At 74.9% G+C, this 18,923-nt stretch carries 20 protein-coding genes; 11 read left to right on the top strand and 9 right to left on the bottom strand.

The window, feature by feature from the left end:
• The first annotated feature begins 169 nt into the window (after positions 1-169).
• Positions 170-841: a bifunctional DNA primase/polymerase gene (locus ABZ793_RS03015; protein ID WP_357450992.1), complete on the top strand. Its 672-nt coding sequence runs from the start codon at positions 170-172 to the stop codon at positions 839-841.
• Positions 842-986: 145 nt separating this feature from the next.
• On the opposite strand, the gene ABZ793_RS03010 is transcribed toward ABZ793_RS03015, so the two are convergent.
• On the bottom strand, positions 987-1,340 hold the full coding sequence (locus tag ABZ793_RS03010; protein WP_357450989.1) for a hypothetical protein: 354 nt from the start codon (positions 1,338-1,340) through the stop codon (positions 987-989).
• Between the two features lie 466 nt (positions 1,341-1,806).
• Here ABZ793_RS03010 and ABZ793_RS03005 point away from each other — a divergent pair, with 466 nt between their 5' ends.
• Positions 1,807-2,064 (top strand): DUF3040 domain-containing protein, encoded by a 258-nt coding sequence (locus ABZ793_RS03005; RefSeq protein ID WP_111132775.1) that lies wholly within the window; start codon positions 1,807-1,809, stop codon positions 2,062-2,064.
• Between the two features lie 116 nt (positions 2,065-2,180).
• On the opposite strand, the gene ABZ793_RS03000 is transcribed toward ABZ793_RS03005, so the two are convergent.
• Together ABZ793_RS03000 and ABZ793_RS02995 are read right to left on the bottom strand one after the other, a co-directional pair.
• On the bottom strand, positions 2,181-3,257 hold the full coding sequence (locus ABZ793_RS03000; RefSeq protein WP_357450985.1) for an SWIM zinc finger family protein: 1,077 nt from the start codon (positions 3,255-3,257) through the stop codon (positions 2,181-2,183).
• Positions 3,254-6,556, bottom strand: a complete 3,303-nt coding sequence (locus tag ABZ793_RS02995) for a DEAD/DEAH box helicase (RefSeq protein WP_357450982.1) — start codon at positions 6,554-6,556, stop codon at positions 3,254-3,256. The genes ABZ793_RS03000 and ABZ793_RS02995 overlap by 4 nt, the downstream gene beginning before the upstream one ends.
• Before the next feature lie 74 nt (positions 6,557-6,630).
• Here ABZ793_RS02995 and ABZ793_RS02990 point away from each other — a divergent pair, with 74 nt between their 5' ends.
• Entirely contained in the window at positions 6,631-7,815 is a 1,185-nt protein-coding gene (locus ABZ793_RS02990) for a carbohydrate kinase family protein (RefSeq protein ID WP_357450979.1), read from the top strand.
• A 38-nt stretch (positions 7,816-7,853) separates the two neighbouring features.
• On the opposite strand, the gene ABZ793_RS02985 is transcribed toward ABZ793_RS02990, so the two are convergent.
• Positions 7,854-8,375 carry a DinB family protein gene (locus ABZ793_RS02985; RefSeq protein WP_357450976.1) on the bottom strand — a complete coding sequence of 174 codons (522 nt, stop codon included), beginning with the start codon at positions 8,373-8,375 and terminating at the stop codon, positions 7,854-7,856.
• 118 nt (positions 8,376-8,493) lie between these two features.
• On the opposite strand from ABZ793_RS02985, the gene ABZ793_RS02980 reads away from it, so the two are divergent.
• Entirely contained in the window at positions 8,494-8,700 is a 207-nt protein-coding gene (locus ABZ793_RS02980) for a hypothetical protein (RefSeq protein WP_357450973.1), read from the top strand.
• A 54-nt stretch (positions 8,701-8,754) separates the two neighbouring features.
• On the opposite strand, the gene ABZ793_RS02975 is transcribed toward ABZ793_RS02980, so the two are convergent.
• Together ABZ793_RS02975 and ABZ793_RS02970 are read right to left on the bottom strand one after the other, a co-directional pair.
• Positions 8,755-9,900, bottom strand: coding sequence for a polysaccharide pyruvyl transferase family protein (locus ABZ793_RS02975; protein ID WP_357450970.1), 1,146 nt, complete (start codon positions 9,898-9,900; stop codon positions 8,755-8,757).
• 137 nt (positions 9,901-10,037) lie between these two features.
• Entirely contained in the window at positions 10,038-10,619 is a 582-nt protein-coding gene (locus ABZ793_RS02970; RefSeq protein ID WP_357450967.1) for a TetR family transcriptional regulator, read from the bottom strand.
• 74 nt (positions 10,620-10,693) lie between these two features.
• Here ABZ793_RS02970 and ABZ793_RS02965 point away from each other — a divergent pair, with 74 nt between their 5' ends.
• From ABZ793_RS02965 to ABZ793_RS02955, 3 genes are all read left to right on the top strand, one after another.
• Positions 10,694-11,284, top strand: coding sequence for a dihydrofolate reductase family protein (locus ABZ793_RS02965; RefSeq protein WP_357450964.1), 591 nt, complete (start codon positions 10,694-10,696; stop codon positions 11,282-11,284).
• A 50-nt stretch (positions 11,285-11,334) separates the two neighbouring features.
• Entirely contained in the window at positions 11,335-11,913 is a 579-nt protein-coding gene (locus ABZ793_RS02960; RefSeq protein WP_357450961.1) for a dihydrofolate reductase family protein, read from the top strand.
• Between the two features lie 100 nt (positions 11,914-12,013).
• Entirely contained in the window at positions 12,014-12,754 is a 741-nt protein-coding gene (locus tag ABZ793_RS02955) for a 3-oxoacyl-ACP reductase family protein (RefSeq protein WP_357450958.1), read from the top strand.
• Between the two features lie 77 nt (positions 12,755-12,831).
• Here ABZ793_RS02955 and ABZ793_RS02950 read toward each other — a convergent pair whose 3' ends face one another.
• Entirely contained in the window at positions 12,832-13,629 is a 798-nt protein-coding gene (locus ABZ793_RS02950) for an alpha/beta fold hydrolase (RefSeq protein WP_357450955.1), read from the bottom strand.
• 120 nt (positions 13,630-13,749) lie between these two features.
• On the opposite strand from ABZ793_RS02950, the gene ABZ793_RS02945 reads away from it, so the two are divergent.
• Positions 13,750-14,337 (top strand): GNAT family protein, encoded by a 588-nt coding sequence (locus tag ABZ793_RS02945; protein WP_357450952.1) that lies wholly within the window; start codon positions 13,750-13,752, stop codon positions 14,335-14,337.
• A gap of 159 nt (positions 14,338-14,496) precedes the next feature.
• Here ABZ793_RS02945 and ABZ793_RS02940 read toward each other — a convergent pair whose 3' ends face one another.
• Together ABZ793_RS02940 and ABZ793_RS02935 are read right to left on the bottom strand one after the other, a co-directional pair.
• Complete coding sequence (locus ABZ793_RS02940) at positions 14,497-14,841, bottom strand: GNAT family N-acetyltransferase (protein ID WP_357450949.1); 345 nt, start codon at positions 14,839-14,841, stop codon at positions 14,497-14,499.
• Positions 14,842-15,029: 188 nt separating this feature from the next.
• Entirely contained in the window at positions 15,030-16,880 is a 1,851-nt protein-coding gene (locus ABZ793_RS02935) for a sigma-70 family RNA polymerase sigma factor (RefSeq protein WP_357450946.1), read from the bottom strand.
• A 134-nt stretch (positions 16,881-17,014) separates the two neighbouring features.
• On the opposite strand from ABZ793_RS02935, the gene ABZ793_RS02930 reads away from it, so the two are divergent.
• The 3 genes from ABZ793_RS02930 to ABZ793_RS02920 all read left to right on the top strand — a co-directional run.
• On the top strand, positions 17,015-17,890 hold the full coding sequence (locus ABZ793_RS02930; RefSeq protein ID WP_357450943.1) for a hypothetical protein: 876 nt from the start codon (positions 17,015-17,017) through the stop codon (positions 17,888-17,890).
• A 279-nt stretch (positions 17,891-18,169) separates the two neighbouring features.
• Positions 18,170-18,481, top strand: coding sequence for a hypothetical protein (locus ABZ793_RS02925; RefSeq protein ID WP_357450940.1), 312 nt, complete (start codon positions 18,170-18,172; stop codon positions 18,479-18,481).
• Positions 18,482-18,616: 135 nt separating this feature from the next.
• Positions 18,617-18,923: hypothetical protein (locus ABZ793_RS02920; RefSeq protein ID WP_357450937.1), on the top strand; the 307-nt coding region annotated here is incomplete at its 3' end.

Raw genomic sequence — 18,923 nt, 5'->3', positions numbered from 1 at the left:
CAGGGTTCCGCTGGTCGCACAGCGTGTACGTCAGCCGTACAGCCAGTTCTCGTATTTTTCGTGCAAGTTGCATGAGCCGTTCGTCAGCTCAACGATCGCGGGTTACGGCAGTGACGGTGCTCGACATGCGACCTGGACGCCGACCGGGTCCGGCGAAGGGAGATGGCACATGTGGGGGAACGTCGGGCCGCGCGTCGTGCAACTGTCGCCCTTGGAGCGCGTACGGCTGCGTCGCGTGGCCGTGCGCTACGCGACGCACGGCTGGGACGTCACCCCCGGCGCCTGCCTCGCCCGCAGCCGCTTCGTCTGCGGGCGCGCCGGTTGTCCCACGGTCGGCTGCCACCCGGCGCTCGAGAACTGGGAGCACGCGGCGAGCGCCGACCCGGCCCGGGTGGCGACCTGGTGGCGCACCCGGCCGCACGGCGTGCTGCTGCCCACCGGGCGGGCGTTCGACGTGCTGGAGGTCCCCACGCACCTCGGTCGGCACGTCCTGGACGCGGTGCAGACCCACCCGGCCGGCGTCGGCGTACGCGGGCCCGTGCTGGTGACCCCGACCGGCCGCTGGATGTTCCTGGTCCGCCCCGGTGATCCGCTCCGCCCCGAGTTGGACCACTGCTTCCACGTGGTCCGGCACGGTCCCGGCTCGTGGATCCCGGCCCCGCCGACCCGGCTGCCCGAGGGCACCGTCCGCTGGGCAGTCGCGCCCGAGCAGGCCCGCTGGCAGTTGCCGGACTGCTACCTGGTGCAGAACGCCCTGATCGACGCCCTGCGGGCCACCGGCGTCACGCTCACCTCCGACCTCCTCCCCGGGCACCTGCCGCTTCCCCGCCGGGGCATGTGACCGCCTCCGGTCAACGGCCGCACGAAACGCCGGTTCCCGCCGAGCGCGTCGGACGCGACGCCGAAGGGCCGGTGCTCGTTGAGCCCGGCGACGGCGCGTCCGCGCCGGGAGCGGGGGGTTACATGTCCACCGACGACACCGCGCGTCAGCCGGGCGGGGCCGAGCCGCCGCCCCGCCACCACCGGCCGCGCCGCCGCTGGGCGGCCACCCGCCCCGCCGGCTCCCGCCCGGGCCGCCCGCGCCCGGTCGGCTCCCGTCCGGCCACCACCCACCGCCCCTTCCGCTGACCCTGCCCCACCGCGCCCACCCCGCCCTCCGGCACGCTGGCGAGCAGGCCGACCACGAGCAGGGCGGCCAGCAGCCGCCAGCAGCCGGGTCCGCGGCGCGGCGGCACCGCCGGGCGTACGTCGGCAGCCGGCCGCCGCCGCGCCGGGACGGCGTCGTGGCGGCGCGGCGGCCGGCGGCGTAGGTGCGCGGGGTACGTCACGCGTAGCTTCATCGGGGCGTACCTCTGGCGCGGGAAGTTCTTGTCCACCTACGCGTTGGTGAGCCCGAACCGCCCCTGCGCGACGGCACCGTAGACGTTCGTTCCCAGAAGTCGACCATCACCTCGAAAGGCCCCAGGGCCATCAGGCACGCGCGGAGAGCGCTCACGAGGGCACTCAAGACGGCCCTCAGCGCGGCGCGGCGGGCGCGGTTTCCGCCCGCCGCGACACGGACCTCCCGAGCAGGGCGTACGCGGCCCGCCACGGGTCGGACGTGACGATTTCCGGCCAGCCGACGCTTGCCGCCGCATTCAGTGACACGGGTAAATTTAGGTGCGGGTAAGCCGCCCTGAAGCGCCCGTTCCCCGGGCCCGGCACCCCGCCGCCCGGGCGGGCGGCAAAGTAGCACCAGGACGGGAGCGTGAGCCGCCGCCGCAGCGGGTATGCCGCCGAACCGCTGAACGCGTGAGGGGAAGGCACATGCTCAGCAAAGAGGATCAGCGCAGGTTCGAGCAGATCACCCGTCACCTCCGGGAAAGTGACCCGGCGTTCTTCGCCCGGCTCGACCACCGGGCCCGGGCCCGCCGGAGCCGGTGGCTGATGCTTCTGACCATCGTGCTGTGGGCCTCGCTCCCGGCGATGACCGTGCTGGCCGGCCGGCTGGCGGGGGCCATCTGCGCGGTGGTGCTGGTGGCCAACGCCGCACTCATGTGGCGGTTCCGCCGCCGCTGGCTGTGACCAGGGGACGACGGTCCCGACGGGCCGGCGATCCGCCGGCCGGCGCGGCCGTGCCGCGCCGCCGGCACCGCGCCGGGTGACACCGGCCGGCGATCCGGCGGAGGGGAAGGACGTCCTTACCGGCCGAGCAGCCGGTACGCCCGCCGCAGCCGTTCGACCAGGCCGGGCCCGCCGATGGCGGGGGCCGGCGCGCCGAGCTGCCGCAGCAGCAGGTCGGGCCCGGTCGCCAGACTGGGCGGCCGGTCGGGCAGCGGGACGGGCGGCAGCCAGAACCGGTCGACCGACTCGGCCAGCGGCGCCGGCGGCAGGCCGGCGAGCGCCCGCGCGGCCCCGACCGGCGGGGAGTCCACGGCGTCCCGCCGGCCGTCGGAGCCGCCCCGTTCCACGATGGACGGGCCGCCGCCGGCGTCGTGACGCTGCACGGCGGACGGCCCGCCGCCGACGTCTAGGGATTCCGGTGTGGACGGCCCGACGCCGGCATCCCGCCGCTCCACGGTGGACGGACCGGTGGCGGCGTCGCCGCCCGGCGGCACGGTGGACGGGCCGGCCGGCGCGTCGGCGCCGGCGGCGGTCCCGGCCCGCAGGGCGCGCAGCCGGTCGAGCAGCTCGGCCCGGCCCCGGCCCCGCCAGTGCAGCAGCTGGAACGGGTCGGCGTCGAACGCCTCGGCCAGCAGGTAGAAGGTGGCCGCGAGGTGCTTGCACGGCACGGCGAAGTCGGGGCAGTTGCACCGCTGGCGCAGCTCCGCCACGCCGGCCGGGAAGAGCGGGGCGCCGGCCGCCGCGAACAGCTCCTCCAGCTCCGGGGGCAGGTCGCCGGCGAGCAGCCGGGCGCTGAAGAACGCCTGGGCGGCCAGGTCCGCCTCGACGCGGGACCACAGCTCCGGCGGAAACGGGGTCAGCGCGATGCTCACCTCGTACGGCTGCGCGCGGGAGCCCTGCACCACGGCGCTGACGGTGCCCGGGGCGACGTCCAGGCGGACGACCTGGCCGGCCCGCGCGTACGACCGGCCGCGGGTCAGCCGGGTGCCGAGGGCGAACGACTCCAGCACCTCCAGGAAGCGCCGCGACCACCAGGACCGGCCGATGGCGCCCCGGGTGCTGCGGGCCCGCAGCCCGCCGTCGACCCGACGCGGCCGGCCGTAGTCGGCGAACCGGTCGGTCGCCCCGCCGTCGCGCTCGCGCTGCCCGCTCACTCCACCACCGCCCCGGCCTCCAGGGTGAACAGCTCGCGCAGCTGCGCGGTGGACAGCTCGGTGATCCACTGCTCGCCGGTGCCGACGACGGAGGCGGCCAGGTTCCGCTTGTCGGCGATCAGCGCCGCCACCTTCTCCTCCACCGTGCCGGCGCAGACGAACTTGCGGACCTGCACCCGGCGCCGCTGGCCGATCCGGAAGGCCCGGTCGGTGGCCTGGTCCTCGACGGCCGGGTTCCACCACCGGTCGACGTGCACCACGTGGTTGGCCTCGGTGAGGGTGAGCCCGGTGCCGCCGGCCTTGAGCGACAGCACGAAGATCGCCGGCCCGTCCGGGGACTGGAACCGGGTGACCATCGCGTCCCGGTCGGCCTTGCCGACGCCGCCGTGCAGGAAGAGCACCTCCCGGCCGAACCGGGCCGACAGGTGGCCGCGCAGCATGCCGCCGAACTCGGCGTACTGGGTGAACAGCAGGGCGCGCTCCCCCGCCGCCAGGACCTCGTCCAGGATCTCCTCCAGCCGGGCCAGCTTGCCGGAGCGGCCGTCCAGCGCCGACCCGTCACGCAGCAGCTGGGCCGGGTGGTTGCAGACCTGCTTGAGCCGGGTCATGGTGGCCAGCACCAGCCCGCGCCGCTCGATGCCGTCGCTGGACTCGATCCGGGCCAGCATGTCGTCGACCACCGCCCGGTAGAGCGACGCCTGCTCGGCGGTGAGGTTGCAGAGCACCTCCATCTCCAGCTTCTCCGGCAGGTCGGAGATGATCGAGGAGTCGGTCTTGAGCCGGCGCAGCACGAACGGGCCGGTGATCCGGCGCAACCGCTCGGCCGCCTCGGCGTCGCCGTGCCGCTCGATCGGCTCCGCGTACGCCTTCTTGAAGCTCGCCGCCGGGCCCAGCAGGCCCGGGTTGGCGAACTGCATGATCGACCAGAGGTCGGCCAGCCGGTTCTCCACCGGCGTGCCGGTCACCGCGATCCGGTGCCGGGCAGGCAGCGCGCGGACCGCCTCGGCCTGCCGGGTGGCCGCGTTCTTGATCGCCTGGGCCTCGTCGACCACCACCCGGTGCCAGTCGATGCCGGCCAGGTCGACCGCGTCCCGGGCCGCCACCGAGTAGGTGGTGACGACCAGGTCCGCCTCGTGCACGGCCGTCGCGAACGCCGTCCCCCGCGCCCGTTCCGCGCCGTGGTGCACGTGTACGCGCAGCCCCGGCGTGAACCGGGACGCCTCCCGCTGCCAGTTGCCCACCAGCGACATCGGGCAGACCAGCAGCGTCGGGCCGGCCTCCGGCGGGTCCTGCGCGAGCAGGGCGAGCAGTTGCACCGTCTTGCCGAGCCCCATGTCGTCGGCGAGCACCCCGCCGAGCCCGAGCGACTGCAGGAACGCCAGCCAGGCCAGCCCCCGCCGCTGGTACGGCCGCAGCGTGCCGTGGAACCCGGGCGGCGGATCGAGCGGGGTGAGGCGCCGCTCCACGGCCCCGGCCAGCAGGTCGCCGAGCGCGCCGTCCGCGCTCACCTCCAGCACCGGCAGGGCGTCGGGCTGACCGCCGTCGGCCAGGCCCAGGCGGAGCAGGTCGGCGACGGTCAGCTCGCCGGAGGAACGGAGCAGCCGCAGGCCGGCCGCGAGGCGCTTCGGGTCCAGCTCCACCCACTGCCCGCGCAGCCGCACCAGCGGGGTCTTCAGCGCGGCCAGCGACGCCAACTCCTCGGCCGTCAGCGGCTGGTCGCCGAGGGCCACCTCCCAGCGGTAGTCGACGAGGGCGTCCAGCCCGACCCCGCCGTCCGCGGCGACGGTGCCGGGGGCGGTCCGGCTGCGGGCCTGCAACCGGGCGCCCAGCCGCGACGACGGGCGCCGCCACCAGGACGGCAGCAGCACGGCGAAGCCGGCGGCGTGCAGCACCGGCGCGCCCTCGCGGAGGAACCGGTGGGCGCCCTCGACGTCCAGCTCCAGCGCCTCCGGCGTCGCGGTGCGCAGGGCGGTGTCCAGCTCGGGCCAGAGCCGGCTGGCCCGGCCCAGCTCGGCGAGCAGGGTCTCCTGCGGGTCGTCCCGCCTGCCGGCCAGCCCGGCGACGGTCTCCGGCGCCCGCCAGACCTGCCCGGCGTCCACATGCAGGCTCGGCTCGTCGGCCGCCTGGAGCCCGAACTCGACCCGCCACGTCCCGCCCGTCGCGACCGGTGCCGCCGGGTCGGCCGGCACCACGACGACCGGCTCGGCGATCTCGTCGGCGGGCGGCTCGACCAGGCGGAAGCTCGCCCGCACCGCACCGCCGGCCGCGTCGCGCTGCCAGGCGGCCAGCTCGGCACGGAGGATGTCCAGCGCGGCCGGCTCGGCGGCGAAGTCCCGGACCGGTCCGGAGAGGGCGGCCAGCCAGGCCGGCACGGCGCCGTTCGGGCGTACGCCCCGGGCCAGCGCGGTCTCCGCGAGAGCCGCCCGTACCGCGGCGTCCGTGAGCGCGTCGAGCGCGTCGGCGACCAGCTCGCCCGGCCCGTCGTCGATGCCCCGCCCGTCGTCGATGCCCGGCCCGTCGTCGCCGGTGGCGCGCGGGCGGGCCGACACGTTGGCGGCGGCGCCCGGGCGGGCCGGCGCGTCGGCGGTGGCGCGCGCGGCCGGCGGCAGGGCCAGCGCCAGCGCCCGCGCCCAGGCGGCGTCCGTGCCGGTCAGCAGGGGCCGCCACACCGCCCGGGCGGCGACCCGCGCCCGCTGCCCGTCCGCGGTGGACCAGTCGCCGCCCTGCGACGCGCGACGGCGCGTGCCGTCGTGGCCGGCCTTCCCCGACCTGCCCGCGCCCTCGGACCGCCCGGTCGGTGCGGGGGCGCCGTCGGTGGAGCCCGCCGGCGCCGGGGCGGCGAGGCCGGGCAGGACCCGGCCCCGGGCCGCCAGCTCGACCGCGAAGTCGGCCAGCTCGGCGAGGTGACGCAGGGTCGCGCCGGGCACGACGGCCAGCCCGTCGAGCCCGCGCAGCAGGGCCAGGGCGGCGTCCGGGGCGTACCGGAGGACGGGAACGCGCCACCCGGCGAGGGTGACCGGCCCACGGACCGGCTCCGCGACGGCGGTGCGGACCAGCTCCGGCGAGTCCAGCGGCGAGCCGGCCCGGGTGGGGAGGGTGAGCAGCGCCGTGCCGAGGTCGGCCGGATCGGCCGCCTCGGCCAGCGCGGCGGCCAGCGCCGGGTGGCCGGCCGCGAACGGGTGCGGCCGCTCCCGGGGCGCCCGGCCGGGGCGGCGCGGCGCGCGGGCCGGCAGCGTGCTGTCCTCGGCCCAGACGGCGAGCCCGACGCCCCACCGCCACACCCCGTGGACGACCAGCACGCGTCCCCCTCCTCGTGACGACTCGGCGAGGATATCGGGCCGGCCGCGACCCCGGCGCGCACACCGTGCCCGGTGTGCCCGCCTCGCAACTCGTCGGGGTCAACTACACCAGCGCCAGCTGGTTCACCTTCGCCCCGTACGCGGTCCTGCGCGACCACAAGCTACTGGTCGGCACCGGCCTGACCGTGGGCAGCCGCTTCGGCCTCGCCGGCTACAACGGCGCGGCCAGCGGCTGGGAGACCGAGGGCCCGGCGGTCCGCCGGACGACGCGCCGCGGCAGCGCACCGCCCCGCGCCCGACCAGCTCGAACCCCAGCCGCTGGAGTGACCCCTGGAGCGGGTCGGCCGGCAGCGCCCTGCCGACCCGCTCCGACTAGGGTCGGCCGAATGTTCGACCTCCTCGTGATCGGCGGCCTCGGCGTGGACGTGCGGGTGCGGGTGCCCGCGATCCCGCTGCCCGCCGCGGACTCCGTCACCGTCGACCCCATCGAGCTGCGAATCGGCAACACCGGTTCCGGGCTGGCGCTCGCCGCGCACGCGCTCGGGCTCCGGGTGGCGGTGGTCGACGTGCTCGGCGCGGACCCGGCCGGGGACGTGGTCCGGGCGGCACTGGCCCGCACCGGTGTGCACGCCGTGCTCGGCGACGCCCCGGCCGGCACGCGGCGGTCGGTGAACATGGTGGACCCGGCGGGGCGGCGGATGTCGCTCTACGACCCGCGTCCGTGGCGGGGCCCGGCCCCGTTCGCGGCGGCCGAACTGGCGGCGCTGGCCCGCGACTCGGCGCACGTGCATCTGTCGATCATGGACTGGGTCCCTCCCCTGCTGCCCGCCCTGCGCGCCGGGCTCGCCGACGGGGCCGCCCTCTCCACCGACCTGCACGACTGGGACGGCGAGAACCCGTACCACCGCCCCTTCGCCGAGGCGGCCGACGTGGTCTTCGTCAGCGGGGTCCGGCTGGGCGCGGGCTCCGCCGCGCTGGCCGCCGCGCTGGCGCCCCGCACGGTGCTGGTGACCCACGGGGCGGCCGGCGCCGACCTGCACACCGGCGACGGCGGGCCGACCCGGGTGCCCGCCGCCGAGGCGCCCGCCCCGGTCGTCGACACCAACGGTGCCGGGGACGCGTTCGCGGCAGGCGTGATCGCCGCCCGGCTGCGCGGCGTGCCGCCGGCCGCCGCGGCGGCGTACGGGGCCCGGGTCGCGGCGGCGGCCTGCACCCACGACGGCATGGAGTACCCGGCCGGCCTGCTGCCACGCCCCTGACGTCAGGGTGCGGGCGGCACCGCCTCCCCGGGTGGCCGTCAGACGGCGCCGGTGGCGCCGTCGGTCAGCTCGCGGAGGATGTCGGCGTGCCCGGCGTGCCGGGCGGTCTCCTCGACCATGTGCACCAGGATCCAGCGCAGCGAGACCTCGCCGAGCTGCGGGTGCGGGACGACGTGGTCGAGGTCGAACCGCCCGGCGACCTCCCGGGACCGGGCGCACGCCCGCTCGTACGCCCCGGCGAGCCGCTCGACGGTGTCCTCCGCCGTCAGCGCGAAGCTCGCCGACGCGTCCTCCTCCGAGGTGAGGTAGACGTCGCCCGGACCGGGGGCGAGCAGGCACGGGAACCAGTTCCGCTCCACCAGGGTCAGGTGCTTGACGAGGCCGGCGACGGTGGTGGCCGAGGGCAGCAGCCGGCGGGCCGCGTCGGCGTCGGAGAGCCCGCGCAGCTTGCGCAGCAGCACACCCCGGTGAAAGTCGAGGAACGCTTCGAGCACGGCCCGCTCGTCGCCCGTATGGGCCAGCACCGGGCCGAGCGTGGGGTCGATCCGAATCTCCGCCATCCGCGGACCCTAGTCGTCCGGCGGGCCCGCGCGCTGCCCCTCGCCGTGCCGTCCGGCGGGCCTCCGCGCTGCCGCGCTATCCGCTGCGGGGTCGGGCCGGGCGGGGCAGGATGGGCGCATGGCATCAACGGCAGAAATCCCGCTGGTGGGTGGCACGGCCGACGGCGAGACGGTCACCGTCGAGCTGGACACGAACGGCCGCCCGCCGTTGACCCACCACCACCTCGGCCCCGAAGGGCTGGCCGAGGCGGAGATCTACGAGCTGGAGTCCGGGGATGCCGGGGCCGACCGGTGGCGCTACTGCTGGCGCGGGCCGGCGGTCTGAGCCGGCCCGCGGCCCGGGTTCGGCGGCGCGGCGGGGCCGGTGGACGCCGCCGCCTCAGGCCACCCCGCTCAGGGTGCGGGCGCGGAGGCTCTCCAGCACCGCGCGGGTGACCTGCGAGGTCCCCCGGGCCTCGTCGCACACGCCGGCCACCCGCCGGGCGGTGGCCTCGGCCCGCTTCTCCCGCTCGTCCCAGAGCCGGTCGACCTCGGCCAGCAGCGGGCCCTCCACCTCCCGCTCCACGCCCCGCAGCGCCGGCACACCGAGCCGCTGGGCCAGGTCGAAGACCTTGCCGGCGTACGGCAGCGGCAGGAACGGCGTGCCGACCATCGCGGCGAAGATCAGGAAGTGCAGCCGCATGCCGACGGCCAGGTCGAAGTGACGCATCAGCCCGAGCACCTGCTCGGGCTGGTAGCTGCCGTGCAGGATCCGGCCCCGCTCGGCGGTGGTCATGTGCGACAACACGCCGTGCGAGTGCCGGATGTCGTCGCGCTCCATCGGGACGAAGAGCACGTACGCGTCGATCCGGTGCACGAGGAAGTCGCCGATCTGGGCCAGCAGGCGGTGGTAGCCGTCGACGTCGAGCCGCTCGGCGGCCCGGCCCGGCTCCCGTACGCTCATCCCGACCAGCCGCTTCCCGGCCGGCACGCCCTCCTCGCGGAGCAGTTCCGCCGGGAAGTCCTCGGGTTCGAGCAGGAACGCCGGGTCCGCGGTGACGGTGATCGGGTTGAGCAGCCCCGCCTCCTCCAGCACCATCCGGGACTCCTGGTCCCGCACGGTCACCTGGGCGGCGCTGGCCAGGGTCTCCCGCACCATCCCGGTGTCGATGCTCTCGCTGAGCGGCCCGACCCCCACCGCGTACGTCAGCAACGGCAGCCCGCGCTCCTGGGCGACCCGGACCACCCGCAGGTAGCGGCGGGCCTCCCGGTCGTAGAGGATGCCGCCGCCGCCGAGGATCAGCACGTCGAGCTGGCCCAGGACCAGCGCGGAGTCGGTGCGGCTGATCCCCTCCCACGGCACCGCCTCGACGTCGGGGTGGGCGACCCGGGTGTGCTCGGGGTTACGGGAGAAGACGATGATCCGCCCGTCCGGCTCCTGCTCCCGCAGGTCGGCCAGGAGCCCGGTCAGGATCGCCTCGTCGCCGAGGTTGCGGCCCCCGTACGAGCCGAGCACGCCGATCGTCAGTCCGCCGCCACGCGTCATCGGTCGCTCCTCCCCAGGTGCGTCCGGGGACGGTTTCCCGCTGCGCCGGGGAACACTCCTGGGCGACCGACCCGGGCGGGGCGACGCGCCCCGTCGCGTCCGGTCCCCGGTGTCCGGGCGTGGTCACGTTCCGTGGGTCACCGGTCGGTCGCGCCGCCCACCAGCCGGGACACGAACGCCACGACCACCTCGTCGGGGTCGAAACCGGCGTCGATGGACGTGCTGAGCAGATCGAGCAGCAGCCCGTCCATGGCGTAGTGCAGCAGGGCGACCTCGAACGCGCCGCCCGGCAACCCGGACGCGACGTGGAACGCGACGTCGTCGCGGTAGCCCCGGCGCAGCGTGTCGCCGAGGACCCGGGCCAGGTCGGGGCGGCGGACCGCCTCCAGCCGCAGCTCGATCAGGGCCCGGGTGAGGTCGGGCTGCCGGGTGGTCCGCTCGACGATGTACCGCAGGTAGTCGACGAACAGCTCCAGCGACGGCTCGCGGGCGCCCAGCTCGGCCAGGACCCCCTCGTCCGGGGCGAACCGCTCCATGATCCGCTCGCCGAGCGCGCCGAGCAGGGCGTCGCGCGAGCGGAAGTAGTTGGAGGCGGTGCCCGTCGGCACGCCCGCCTCGGCGTCGACGGCCCGGTGGGTGAGCCCCCGCGCCCCGGTCGCCGCCAGCACCCGCAGCCCCGCGTCCGCCAGGGCCGCCCGTCGCTCCACGTTCCGCGCCATGGAAAAGACCCTAGCAGGATCCACGACTGCTGTAGTACATTCGTCCACGACACCCGTAGTGATTGGGGAACGGTTTGCGCAAGCTCGTGTACTACGTCGGCAGCACCATCGACGGTTTCATCGCCGGCCCCGACGGGTCCTGGGACTTCTTCCCCATCGAGGCCGACCTCGGCGCGTACGTGAACGGCCTCCTGCCGGAGGTGGTGCCCACCGCGTACCGGTCGGCCCTCGGGATCGACGCGCCCAACGCCCGGTTCGACGCCGTGGTGATGGGTCGGAGCACCTACGACCCGGCGCTCGCGGAGGGCATCACCAGCCCGTACGCCCACCTGACGCAGTACGTCTTCTCCCGCACCCTGCCCCCGGCCGCGGAGCCGGAGGTGGAGATCGTCTCCGCCGACCCCGTGGAGTTCGTCCGCGAGCTGAAGCGCCGCTCCGGCCGCGACATCTGGCTCTGCGGCGGCGGCCAACTCGCCGGCCAGCTCCTGCCCGAGGTCGACGAGCTGATGATCAAGCTGTACCCGGTCACGATCGGCAGCGGCATCCCGCTGGCCACCCGGGACTTCGACCCGCGCCGGTTCGACCTCGTCGAGGCCCGGCCGTTCCCCAGCGGGCCGGTGCTGCTGCACTACACCCGCCCGGGCACGGAGTCCGCGGACCGTTGACGCCGTCCGCACCGACCCGCCACCCGCACGCCGATCCCGGACGGAGCCCCATGCGCAAGCTCGTGTACTACGTCGCCAGCACCCTCGACGGCTTCATCGCCGCCCCCGACGGATCGCCCGACTTCCTGCGTCTGGACCCCGACGTGGCCGCCCACCTCGCGGCGCACTGGTCGCAGACGCTCCCCACGTTCGCCCACCCACAGTTCGGCATCGACGAGCCGGAGGGCCGCTTCGACGCCCTGGTGATGGGCCGGGCCACCTACGACCCGGCCCTCAGGATCGGCGTCACCAGCCCGTACGCCCACCTCAAGCAGTACGTCTTCTCCCGCACCCTGCCCCCGGCCGCCGAGCCGGAGGTGGAGATCGTCTCCGCCGACCCCGTGGAGTTCGTCCGCGAGTTGAAGCGCCAGCCCGGCCGCGACATCTGGCTCTGCGGCGGCGGCCAGCTCGCCGGCCAACTCCTGCCCGAGGTCGACGAGCTGGTCGTCAAGCTCAACCCGTACGTGATCGGCAGCGGCGTTCCGCTCACCGACAGCGGATTCGACCCGCGCCGGTTCGAGCTGGTCGGCACCCGGTCGTTCGACAGTGGAGTCGTCATCGTCCACTACGCCCGCCCCGCCGAAGCGTGACCGGGGCACCGTCGCGGGAATCGGACCCCGCGTGGGCCCCGGAACGAGGCGTCCGATCGCCGCCAGACCGGGATCGGCCGCCCCGCCGACGATCATTGGCATGACGACACTGAACGGAAAGGTCGCCCTGGTCACCGGCGGCGCCCGGGGCATCGGCGCCGCCGTCGCCCTGCGCCTGGCGCAGGACGGGGCCGACGTGGCGATCACGTACGAGCACTCCACCGACCGCGCGGCGGTGGTGGTCAAGCAGGTCGAGGCGCTCGGCCGGCGGGCGCTGGCGGTCCGGGCCGACAGCGCCGACCCGGCCGCCGTCCGCGACGCGGTCGACCGCACGGCCGCGGAGCTGGGCCGGCTGGACATCCTGGTCAACAACGCCGGGGTCTTCCTGGTCGGCCCGGTTACGGAACTGGGCGACGACGAGGTGGAGCGGACGCTCGCGGTGAACGTCCGGGCCCCCTTCCTCGCCGCGCAGGCCGCCGCGCGCCACCTCACCGAGGGCGGCCGGATCATCAACATCGGCAGCAACGTCGGGGAGCGGGCCGTCTTCCCCGGCCTGTCGCTCTACTCGATGAGCAAGACCGCGCTGGTCGGCCTGACCCGGGGCCTCGCCCGGGAACTCGGCCCGCGCGGGATCACGGCCAACCTGGTGAATCCGGGGCCGACGGACACCGACGCCAACCCGGCGGACGGGCCGAACGCCGCCGCGATCGCGGGCTTCACCGCCCTCGGCCGCTACGCCGCGCCGGCCGACATCGCCGCGACCGTCGCGCACCTGGCCAGCCCGGAGGCCGGCTACGTCACCGGGGCGGTGGTCAACGTGGACGGCGGCTTCACCAGCTGACCCGGCACCGGGCGCGGCGGTGCTCCCGCCGCGCCCGGCACCGGTCCGCGTCCGGCCCGGCCCGACGGGTCCCGGCGTCAGCCGGGCGTCGCCACGGGATGGGTCAGGAACGGCAGGACCGCGGCCGGCAGCGCCGGCGAGGCCACGACGTCGTAGTGGGTGTGCCCGGGCAGCACGGCCAGCCGGGAGGCCGGCCGGTCGGCGCCGTCCCAGCCGGCGTCCCGGTGGCCACCGCCGAGCAACCCGAAGAACTCCACCATGTGCGCGGTGCTGACCGAGTCGGCGTCGGCGAAGACGAGCAGAGTGGGCGCGACGAGGGCGGCCACCTCGGCCGACCAGTCGTAGTCGCGCCGCAGCAGCTCGCCCGTCTTCGCCCAGAGCGTGGGCCAGTCCTCCGGCCGGGGCGCGATCCGGGTGTAGAGCTGGTGCGGCGGGGTGCCACGCATCCGCTCGCCCGCCTCCTCGTCGGGCTCGGGCATGCCCGCCAGCACCTCCGGATACCAGCCCTGCCGCCGGCACGGCGCGGAGACGACGACCAGCCGGCGCACCAGCGCCGGATGCTGGATCGCGGTACGCAGCGCCACGCCGCCGCCGAGCGAATAACCCAGCAGGTCGGCCTCGGCCAGGCCGAGCCGGGTGACAAGCGCCGCGACGTCGTCGGCCATCGACTCGAAACGCAGCGGACGGTCGACGTCGGCGGTGCGCCCGTGCCCCTGGAGGTCGACCGCGATCACCCGGCGACGCCCGGCCAGGGCCGGCAGGATCGCCGAGAACATCTCCACCGCCCCGAAGCCGCCGTGCAACAGCAGCAACGGCGGGCCCTCGCCGTGCTCCTCCCACCACAGGCGCAGCCCGTTGACCTCCGCGTAGCTCATGCCCCTCATCCAACCCCGTCGGTACGACATCCGCCGGCCGTCCGGCGGCGGGCAGTCGAAGAGCTGTGCGCCCGGGCGCTGCGGACGGCGTACGGGGCGAGGCGGTGGCACGATGACGCGATGTCGGTTCCCACGCAGGTCGCCCTACGTCCGCGGTACCCGGTCCGCACCGAGCGGCTGCTGCTGCGGCCGCTGACCGGCGGTGACGTCGACGCGCTGCTCGCCTACCGCAGCCGGCCGGACGTGTGCCGCTACGTGCCCTTCGAGCCGATGACCCGCCAGGTCGTCGTCGACCGGATCTCGTCGGTGTGGGCGCGCCGGGAACTCACCGACGAGGGGCAGTCGCTGACGCTCGGCGTCGAGGTCGCCGACACCGGCGAGCTGGTGGGCGACGTGGTGTTGTTCTGGCACAGCCGCCTGCACGCGAGCGGCGAACTCGGCTACGCGGTGAATCCCGCCTTCGGCGGCCACGGCTACGCCACCGAGGCGGCGCGGGCCCTGCTCCGCCTCGGCTTCGAGGACCTCGGCCTGCACCGCGTCGTCGCGCGGGTCGACGAACGCAACGACCCGTCGGCACGGCTGGCGCGCCGGCTGGGGATGCGGCAGGAGGCCCGCCTGGTCGAGAACGAGTTCTTCAAGGGCGGGTGGAGCACCGAACTCGTCTTCGCGATGCTCGCCGACGAGTGGGCCGCGCGTCGCGGGGACTGAACCGGCCGGGTCGAGGGGTCACGGCGACACGTACCGGAGACCGCCGGCACCGGCGTGCCGTCCTCCCCGGCTACAGCCGCTTGCGCATCCGGAGAGCCGTCACCTCGAAGCCCATCTGTTCGTACAACGTCCGGGCGGGAAGGTTGAAGCCGAAGACGCTCAGGCCGATGGAGACGACTCCCACTCCCGGCACAGCTTCTCGACCGCCTGGATCATGGCGCGGCCGTAGCCCTTCCGCCGCAGGTCCGCCCGCACCTCGAAGTCGTAGCCGAAGGCGTGCGGCCCGTCCGACTTCTGTTCGACGTGGAGCCACAGCATGCCGACCTCGTCGTCGCCGTCGTAGGCCGTCCACAGGTGGTGGCCCTCCGTCGCCAGGCCGTCGGGCAGCAGTTGCCCGTAGTCCTCTTGCGCCTTCGGCAGCGGCATCGCCCCGGAATCGCAGATGTTCTGCGCGTAGCTCTCCTCCGCCCGATCCCGGTAGCGGAGGTACTGCCTGTCGGTCATCGGCTCGAGCCTCAGGGTCACCACCCCGGCACCGTATGCCAATCCCCGCTTCCGGGCTGCCCCGCGCAGGCGCCGCCCGGTGCTGGCCGGGAGCCCGTGCCGCCGAGACCGGAGCCGGTCCCCGCGCTTCGGGCCTCAGGCTTCGGCAGCTGGCCGTCACCGCCGCACGGCGCGTCGGGCCGTACCGGCTATCCCGGCCGGACGCACGGGTCGGTGATCGTGTAGGTCGCGCTCCGCGCCGTGCGGCCGTCCGCTGTGGTCGCCCGCACGGACCAGGTCAGCGTCGGCGCACGCAGCCGCCCGACGGTCACCCGCGCGGCCGATCCGTCCGTCGTCATGGCCCGGACCGACGTCCTGCCCCCGGTGGGTGTCCAGTGAACCTCGGCATCACCGAGCGTGGCACTGCCGGTGGCCTGCACCACGAGGCTGTACGTGTCCGCGCCACAGCGCACCCGCGCGGTGGCGGAGACGGTGAACGGCGCTGCGACCTGCGGTGTGGCGGTCGGCCGGGGCGCGACCGGTGGCCTGGAGGTGGTCGGTGCGGCGCCACTCCGCACGGCGTCGGGCGCGGCGGGCGCATCCGTCCGGGCGGCCCCGCCCGCCGGCCCGGCAGCGGTCCCGGGTGTCGCACCGGTGGCGCCGGCCGGCCCCGGCGTGCCGGCTTGCGTGACCGTGCCGGACGGCAGCGGCGCGACGGCGGGCTCCGCCGGGCCACCGGCCGCTGATGCGAGCGCCTCGGACACCGGTCGGCCGGAGCCGTCCCGGCCGGCGGTCGGGCGACCGGTTGTCAGTGCCCAGGTGCCGAGGACGGCGAGAAGGATCAGTAGAGCCGCGGTCGCGGCCATCCGCCGACGGCGCCGGTCGCGGCCCGGCGGGGTCGTCCGCACCGCGTGGTCCGCACCGGCGGCGGGCCGAATGCTACGAGACCGGCCGGACCGTGGCGCCACCGCACGGTGCGTCGCACCGCGCGGAGCCGCCTCGCCGCCCGGGGCCACCGCCCCACCGTCCGGGGGCGCCGCCTCGCCGGCCGGGGCCACGGCCTCGCCCCCCGGGGTCACCGCCTCGCCGCCCGGGGCCACGGCACCACCGCCCGGGGTCACCGCCTCGCCGGCCACTGGCGCGGGCCCGTCGACCGGTCCGTCCACCGGCCCGGCACCCTCCGCCACGGAGGGCTGGTCCGCCGCACGCGCCGGGTCGGTCGCCGGGTCGGCCGTGACCGGACTCGCCGGAGCGTCCGCCGTCCCGGCCAGGACATCGGTCGCGCAGACCTCGGCCAGTCTCGGCCACACCGTGTCGGCAACGACCAGGAAGGCCGGCGCCGTGTACGCCGACAGCAGCGCGGACGGGCTGAGCTGTTCCCGTCGGACCAGTCCGCACACCGCGCAGCTCTCGATGTGCCGCGAGACCCGCTTGCGCAGGGTCGGCGTGAGCTGCCCCTGCCAGCCGTCGATCAGGCCGGCGAGGGTGGGGCAGTCCCGGGCCCCGGTACGGGCCACCAGCAGCGCCCCCAGCGCCCGTTCGAGCTGCGAACGGGCGCGCGACAGGCGGGCGTGCGCGTGGTTCGCGGGCACCCCGAGGGCCGCGCCGATGTCGGCGGACGACAGGTCGTGGCGGATGGCCAGGTGGACCACCTCGCGGTCGCCCGGGTTCAGCGCGGCGGCGGCACTGTGCACCAGGTCGCGTACCTGCTCGGCGTTGACGCCCGTGCCCGGGTCGACGGCGTCGGCCACCGGCTCGTCGGCCTCCTCCAGCGGCAGGGAGCGGGCCCGCTCCCGGAGCTGCCGGAGGCATTCGTTGCGCACGATCGCGTACAACCAGGAGCGCAGCCGGTCGGGCTCCCGCAGCTGGCCGATGCGCTGGCTTGCGGTGAGGAAGGCGTCGTGCACGGCGTCCGCGGCGGCCTCGGGCTCGCGCAGCATGGTCCGGGCGTACGTGTACAGCCGGTCGGCGTACCGCCGGTACATGCCCTCCAGCCCGGCCCGCTCGCCGCGGCGCACCGCCTCGACCAGTGCGGTGTCGTCCTGTGCCGCCGTGTCCATCCGTGTCCCTCGCTGCTCCTCGACGCGTCCAGTAAAGCCGCCAAATTTTTTCTTCGGGAGTTTCTGTTGGCATCCCGACCCCACCGCGCTCCTACCGGTGTCATCGCTACGAACAACCAGGAAGGAAAGACACCATGCGAGAGGGATCGAACCGCACCCGGTGGTCGCGTCGGACGGCAGCCGTGGGTGGGGCAGCGCTGAGCGCGCTCGTGCTCGGCCAGGTGGTCCTCACCGGGCCGGTGGCGGCGGTGCCCGGCCTGAGCATCAAGACGACGACTGGCTCCAGCACCACCTTCGCCAAGTCGCAGAACGCGGCCTGTCCGGCCGGCAGCAAGGTCATCGGCGGTGGCGGCGCGATCACCGGCTCGGGCCTCGGGCAGGTCGGCATGGACATCATGCGGCCGCTGGTCGACGGCGACACGTACTCGGTGACCGGCCGGGAGGACGAGAACGGGTTCGGCGGCGACTGGGCGATCACGGCGAGCGCGGTGTGTGCCCCCGCGCCCGCGGGCCTGGTGACCGTGACCGGCAGTTCGGCGCCCAGCAGCTTCGGTACATCGAACTGGTTCGAGAAGTCCTGCCCGGCCGGCAAGCACGCCATCGGGGTCGGTGGCGCGGTCGTCGGGGCGTCGAACAGCGAGGTCGTGCTGGAGGATCTGCGCATCCAGCAGAACAGCGTCGTGGTGGCGGGTGCCGAGGACGGCACCGGCTTCGCCGGCACGTGGTGGCTGGAGGCCACCGCGATCTGCGCCGACCCGCTGCCCGGTGAGCAGCGCGTCATCAACGACAGCCTCTACAGCTCCGCCGCCACCCGGTCGGTCGTGGCCACCTGCCCGCCCGGCACCCGCGTGCACGGTGTGGGCGGCGAGATCCTCGGCGGCGACGGCCAGGTGCGCCTGACCCAGATGCTGCCCACGACCTCGACCACCGTGACCGTCGGCGCCGCTGAGGACGAGGACGGCTTCAGCAGCAACTGGAAGGTGCGGGCGTACGCCGTCTGCGCGAGCTGACCGCCGGTCTGCCCAGCGGTACGACGACCTGAGACGCAGCGGGCCGCCGGTCATCCGGCGGCCCGCTGCGCGTGCTGGCCGGTGTGGGCGCGGTAGGTTCCGCACCGGTGGCCCCTCGCCGCTCGTCCTGAACTCCGCTCGCGTTGGCCGCCGTGGATTCATGTCGCCGAGTCGGACAACCGGCCGTTGTCACGCGTATCCGGTGAAAAGTTCTTAAACTCCGATGACAACCGCAACCGCTTGGCCTGCGAACAGCCCTCACGGTAAGGATGAGCGCTCATGGACTCGGATTCGGACGAGGTAGATCTCAGCCCCGCGGAGCAGGAGGCGCAGAACAAGCTGCTGCAAGCTCTCGAAAGGGTCCAGACCATCTCGATGGCACTCAACCATGTCGAGCATCTCCTGAATCCCGAGAACCCTTACACCCCAGCCATGAACACGCCGTCGGTCAAGGCTCTGCTGCGTCAGGTAGGTCCGGGTGAAACCGCCGAGGAACGGCGAGACGCCATGCTCGAACTTCAGGCAAGACTGACGGTAGCCAAGAAGGAGTACGAGAAGGCACTGGAAGAGGCGAAGAAGGTTTCGTCATGATGAGCGCCGAACACGGCCCGAGAAGGGTGCTCGAACCAGCCTCACCGCCGCCACCAGGCTCCAAGACGCCTCGGGATGCGAAGAATAGACGTGATAGAGCCGGCCGCCTTACCCACCGCCTGACAGGGGGACACCATGACCGATGCCTTCGCTACTGTGTGGCGCCCGGGCGACGGCACGCAGTGGGTGCACTGGGGCATGTCGGAAGACGACTTCAAAGCCAAGGACTCCACCTACTTCCCACAAGGACTCCGCATCACCACCCTCCTGATCAAGGACGGAAAGTTCGCCGCCGTATGGCGCCCCGGCGACGGCACACAATGGGTCCACTGGGGCATGTCGGAGAACGACTTCAAAGCCAAGGACTCCACCTACTTCCCACAAGGACTCCGCATCACCACCCTCCTGATCAAGGACGGAAAGTTCGCCGCCGTATGGCGCC

The sequence above is a fragment of the Micromonospora sp. NPDC047465 genome, assembly GCF_040643125.1.
Taxonomy (GTDB): domain Bacteria; phylum Actinomycetota; class Actinomycetes; order Mycobacteriales; family Micromonosporaceae; genus Micromonospora.
This window is presented reverse-complemented; position numbering and strand designations above follow the sequence as displayed.

Coding starts and splice junctions, on each gene's coding strand:
- ABZ793_RS03015 (WP_357450992.1), top strand. CDS start 170: ATGTGGGGGAACGTCGGGCCGCGCGTCGTGCAACTGTCGCCCTTGGAG.
- ABZ793_RS03010 (WP_357450989.1), bottom strand. CDS start 1,340: ATGAAGCTACGCGTGACGTACCCCGCGCACCTACGCCGCCGGCCGCCG.
- ABZ793_RS03005 (WP_111132775.1), top strand. CDS start 1,807: ATGCTCAGCAAAGAGGATCAGCGCAGGTTCGAGCAGATCACCCGTCAC.
- ABZ793_RS02985 (WP_357450976.1), bottom strand. CDS start 8,375: ATGGCGGAGATTCGGATCGACCCCACGCTCGGCCCGGTGCTGGCCCAT.
- ABZ793_RS02980 (WP_357450973.1), top strand. CDS start 8,494: ATGGCATCAACGGCAGAAATCCCGCTGGTGGGTGGCACGGCCGACGGC.
- ABZ793_RS02975 (WP_357450970.1), bottom strand. CDS start 9,900: ATGACGCGTGGCGGCGGACTGACGATCGGCGTGCTCGGCTCGTACGGG.
- ABZ793_RS02970 (WP_357450967.1), bottom strand. CDS start 10,619: ATGGCGCGGAACGTGGAGCGACGGGCGGCCCTGGCGGACGCGGGGCTG.
- ABZ793_RS02960 (WP_357450961.1), top strand. CDS start 11,335: ATGCGCAAGCTCGTGTACTACGTCGCCAGCACCCTCGACGGCTTCATC.
- ABZ793_RS02955 (WP_357450958.1), top strand. CDS start 12,014: ATGACGACACTGAACGGAAAGGTCGCCCTGGTCACCGGCGGCGCCCGG.
- ABZ793_RS02950 (WP_357450955.1), bottom strand. CDS start 13,629: ATGAGCTACGCGGAGGTCAACGGGCTGCGCCTGTGGTGGGAGGAGCAC.
- ABZ793_RS02945 (WP_357450952.1), top strand. CDS start 13,750: ATGTCGGTTCCCACGCAGGTCGCCCTACGTCCGCGGTACCCGGTCCGC.
- ABZ793_RS02940 (WP_357450949.1), bottom strand. CDS start 14,841: ATGACCGACAGGCAGTACCTCCGCTACCGGGATCGGGCGGAGGAGAGC.
- ABZ793_RS02935 (WP_357450946.1), bottom strand. CDS start 16,880: ATGGACACGGCGGCACAGGACGACACCGCACTGGTCGAGGCGGTGCGC.
- ABZ793_RS02930 (WP_357450943.1), top strand. CDS start 17,015: ATGCGAGAGGGATCGAACCGCACCCGGTGGTCGCGTCGGACGGCAGCC.
- ABZ793_RS02925 (WP_357450940.1), top strand. CDS start 18,170: ATGGACTCGGATTCGGACGAGGTAGATCTCAGCCCCGCGGAGCAGGAG.